Here is a 3,892-nt window from a genome sequence, read left to right on the forward strand (position 1 = left end):
GTTTTGGGTGCGATCGCCACTTCTTCAGACCAATCATCAACGCAATTAATAGGCTTTCAGCTTCTAAATCTGACAAATTTTGGTTAAAAGTTATACCAAGCCTGACATTATTCAAATTTACCACAGACTTCAAACGAAGTAAATACGTTAATTAATTGAGAATTACTTGCAGAAAGTTTTCTTTGCTGAAAGAGATAAAATCGAAAAAATAAAATATCGCCAACGCAAATAAAACAAAATATTATATATGCCTGAAACTAATATCCCTTCGTGCGAACGAGTGAGAACGAACAGAAAAAAATATTAGTTCCCCCACTCCCCCACTCCCCTCTTCCCCCTTACCCAGCCACTTGTGATAAAATCAAAGGCTGCTGCATAAATAACAAACAAGTCAAACATGGCCCTCACTCAAGAGCGCAAACAACAACTGATCACCGAATACCAAGTACACGAAACCGACACCGGCTCGACAGATGTGCAAATAGCCATCCTGACCGATCGGATCAACCGCCTCAGCGAACACCTCAAAGCCAATGACAAAGACCACGCTTCTCGGCGAGGCTTGTTAAAACTGATCGGACAACGCAAGCGCCTACTTTCCTATATTTCCAAACAAAATGTCGAGCGCTATCAAGCGTTAATCGGTCGCCTGGGCATTCGCGGTTAAAGGTTATGCCATCAGAACCTCAACAGGAGTCCTCATCCGGTAAGAAACGCTTACCCTTCGAGCCCAAAAAAAATAGCAAAAAAGCGACCAAAACCTCATCTGCGACACCGATTGCGGCCAAAACAGAAGACAAACCGCGATCGGTCAGCAAAGAGAACAAAGCTATTCCAGAGGCAGTGAGCCAGCGCATGGTAAAGCGAATGGCCTTTTTTTGCGGCATTCCCACCTCCCTGGGCATATCCACCTTTATTCTCAGCTATATCGTGGTTAGCCATGCTTGGTTCACACTACCGACCCCGGTCGTAGTTTTGACCAGCATGGGCTTTTTCGGTCTGGGAGTTTTGGGGTTGAGCTATGGTGTCCTTTCCGCATCATGGGAAGAAGAAACACCAGGCAGCATATTCGGATGGGAACAATTTACCGTCAACTGGGGACGAATGACGGCGGCATGGCGATCGGGTAAGCAAAAAAATTAAAAACTTGCTGCATAACCATCACAGCAAGCAAGCTGGCTATGCCGAAAACGCAACACCAGGTTGGCTCGATCGAGTTTGATATGAGAGCCTATAGGTTAGCTATTACCAGATTCTGCACCCAAAAAACTTAAAAAAGGATTTTCAATATGATCGTCGTCATGAAAATCGGCTCCCCAGAAGTCGAGATTGCCCGTGTTAGCCAAGATCTCACAACCTGGGGACTGACACCAGAAAAAATAGTCGGTAAGCATAAAGTAGTGATCGGGTTAGTTGGCGATACCGCCGACCTCGACCCACTACAAATTCAGGAAATCAGCCCCTGGATAGAACAAGTGCTGCGCGTAGAACAGCCCTTCAAACGCGCCAGCTTAGAGTTCCGTCACGGCGAACCCTCCGAAGTAGTAGTTCCTACTCCCAACGGGCCTGTAGCTTTTGGTCAGCACCATCCTCTCGTCGTCACCGCTGGGCCTTGTTCCGTTGAGAACGAACAAATGATTGTCGAAACGGCGCGACGGGTAAAGGCAGCAGGGGCGCAGTTCTTGCGTGGAGGTGCTTACAAGCCTCGCACTTCCCCTTATGCTTTCCAAGGTCACGGCGAGAGTGCGTTGCAATTGCTGGCAGCAGCACGACAAGCCACCGGCCTCGGTATTATCACGGAATTGATGGATGCCGCCGATTTAGATGTTCTAGGCGAATACGCTGATGTCATTCAAATCGGTGCCCGCAATATGCAGAATTTCTCACTGCTCAAAAAAGTGGGGGCGCAACCAAAGCCAGTCTTGCTAAAACGGGGAATGGCAGCTACAATAGAAGATTGGTTGATGGCTGCTGAATATATCTTAGCGGCTGGCAACCCGAATGTGATTTTGTGCGAGCGGGGTATTCGCACATTCGATCGCCAGTACGCACGCAACACCCTAGATTTGGCGGTAGTACCTGTATTGCGTACCCTTACCCATTTGCCCATCATGATCGACCCCAGCCACGGTACCGGACGAGCCGAATACGTACCTTCAATGGCAATGGCGGCGATCGCAGCTGGCGCGGACTCGCTGATGATTGAAGTACACCCCAACCCAGCCAAAGCTTTGTCTGATGGCCCGCAATCTTTAACACCAGAAAGATTCGATCGCTTGATGCAAGAAATGGCTGTCATCGGTAAGGCAGTCGGACGCTGGCCTCAACCAGTTGCAGCACTTGCCTCCTAAATTTAGGACGGTGCGTCATACCCACAAAATGCTGATTTTATCTGGTTAGTTTCAAGCCCCATCCCCTTGTGGGTGGGGTGGTTGACAGATATGTAACACCATCTGACGCACCCGACAAACTGAAAAAGGCCAGCTTTAGGAGCTGACCTCTTTTTATGTCTACAAGGGTAGATAATTTTTGGCTCATTAGTTCCCCTTTCTGCTAAAGGGGTTTGGCAGTATAAAGTGGAATAGAAACGGGCCAACCTCCCGTCGGTTAACCCGTGAGCTTGGGAACGCGCAGAGCAATTATTTTTGCACTACCAACTTCACATTCGCGTTTTGCAGACCGCGCTGCTTCACTTCTGCCAAAGTCTTGTTAACAGCGTACTTCTGATTGATAGAGTTGATCAGCTCGGTTTGGTTGTGCTTCTTAGCAACACCCCACAGGTCAGCAATCAGGTCGAAAGTGCCGTCGCTATTGCGAGACCAACCCAAATCGTATTCGCCTTCCAAAACTGCAACCAAGTCAGCTCGAACCCGTTGACCGTTGTATCCACGGACATCGGCGTTGCTCTTCACCGTGATACCCAGGTCGCGCAGAGAAGTTTTAAGGATTTCGGCATCGGTGATTTTGGTCCGCAGAGTGCTAAAGTGAGACATTGGGATTTCCTCCTAGAGAAGTTAGAAACAAACGACAACGTTTTTGGTTTTGTTCGGATGTTGCCGCCCAAGAAAGCTTTTAGCGGCATTTACTTAAACTGCTAGCTAAGGCTAGCCTTTCCTCCTGTTGGGAGCAGGAGAAAGCTTTTAAAACTCCATTCGCTGATATTCAGCTACGGAGGATGCAGCAGGCCGCGCACGCTGTCTGGCCCAATCTCGCAAGGCCGTAACCTGTTCCGTCATTGTTCTCGACAGCGGTTGTGTGGCTTTAATCGCGGCAATGATATCTAGCTGCGTGAATTCTCTATCTTGAGCAAAGGCTTCGTACATTGCGGCAACCAGCGCCTGCTCAATTTCTGCTCCAGAGAAGCCATCAGAGACTTTACCGAGCTGTTCCAAGTCAAAGCGAGACACTTCTCGGCGACGCTTAGATAAGTGAATCTTAAATATCTCTTGGCGTTCTTCTAGAGTTGGCAAATCTACGAAGAAAATTTCATCAAAGCGACCCTTCCTCAAAAATTCCCCAGGTAAGCGTTCGACTCTGTTCGCCGTTGCCATCACAAAGACTGGGGAGGTTTTCTCTTGCATCCATGTGAGGAAGGAGCCAAATATCCGGCTAGAGGTACCTCCATCTGAGTCCGATGAGCCTGCACTACCTGCAAAAGCTTTATCTAACTCGTCGATAAATAGAATAACCGGGGAAATAGATTCGGCTGTTTTCAGCGCATTTCTCAGATTAGCCTCTGAGCGACCCACCATCGAGCCATCGTACACACGGCCCATGTCCAGTCGCAGTAGTGGCAAACCCCAAAGACGAGAAGTTGTTTTAGCAATGAGGGACTTGCCGCAACCCGGTACGCCTAAGATTAGCATCCCTTTTGGCTGTGGTAGTCCGTATT

5 protein-coding genes are annotated in these 3,892 nt (G+C 48.5%); 3 read left to right on the plus strand and 2 right to left on the minus strand.

Annotated features, from left to right (window positions below):
* The first annotated feature begins 397 nt into the window (after nucleotides 1-397).
* The 3 genes from rpsO to aroF all read left to right on the plus strand — a co-directional run bounded on the left by rpsO (nucleotide 398) and on the right by aroF (nucleotide 2,351).
* Entirely contained in the window at nucleotides 398-667 is a 270-nt protein-coding gene (gene rpsO / locus H6S82_RS22230) for a 30S ribosomal protein S15 (protein WP_190469353.1), read from the plus strand.
* A 5-nt stretch (nucleotides 668-672) separates the two neighbouring features.
* On the plus strand, nucleotides 673-1,143 hold the full coding sequence (locus H6S82_RS22235; protein ID WP_190469355.1) for a PAM68 family protein: 471 nt from the start codon (nucleotides 673-675) through the stop codon (nucleotides 1,141-1,143).
* 146 nt (nucleotides 1,144-1,289) lie between these two features.
* Entirely contained in the window at nucleotides 1,290-2,351 is a 1,062-nt protein-coding gene (aroF, locus tag H6S82_RS22240) for a 3-deoxy-7-phosphoheptulonate synthase (protein WP_190469359.1), read from the plus strand.
* A gap of 288 nt (nucleotides 2,352-2,639) precedes the next feature.
* On the opposite strand, the gene H6S82_RS22245 is transcribed toward aroF, so the two are convergent.
* A complete protein-coding gene (locus H6S82_RS22245) occupies nucleotides 2,640-2,993 on the minus strand; it encodes a DUF1257 domain-containing protein (protein WP_190469362.1) in 354 nt (117 codons plus the stop codon).
* 147 nt (nucleotides 2,994-3,140) lie between these two features.
* The coding region (locus H6S82_RS22250) for an AAA family ATPase (RefSeq protein ID WP_191056717.1) at nucleotides 3,141-3,892 on the minus strand (752 nt) is incomplete at its 5' end.

It is taken from the genome of Planktothrix sp. FACHB-1355 (assembly GCF_014748295.1).
In the GTDB taxonomy this organism is placed as follows: domain Bacteria; phylum Cyanobacteriota; class Cyanobacteriia; order Cyanobacteriales; family Aerosakkonemataceae; genus Aerosakkonema; species Aerosakkonema funiforme_A.

Excerpts from the sequence above, each read along its gene's own strand:
- H6S82_RS22235 (WP_190469355.1), top strand. The coding sequence starts at position 673 with ATGCCATCAGAACCTCAACAGGAGTCCTCATCCGGTAAGAAACGCTTA.
- aroF (WP_190469359.1), top strand. The coding sequence starts at position 1,290 with ATGATCGTCGTCATGAAAATCGGCTCCCCAGAAGTCGAGATTGCCCGT.
- rpsO (WP_190469353.1), top strand. The coding sequence starts at position 398 with ATGGCCCTCACTCAAGAGCGCAAACAACAACTGATCACCGAATACCAA.
- H6S82_RS22245 (WP_190469362.1), bottom strand. The coding sequence starts at position 2,993 with ATGTCTCACTTTAGCACTCTGCGGACCAAAATCACCGATGCCGAAATC.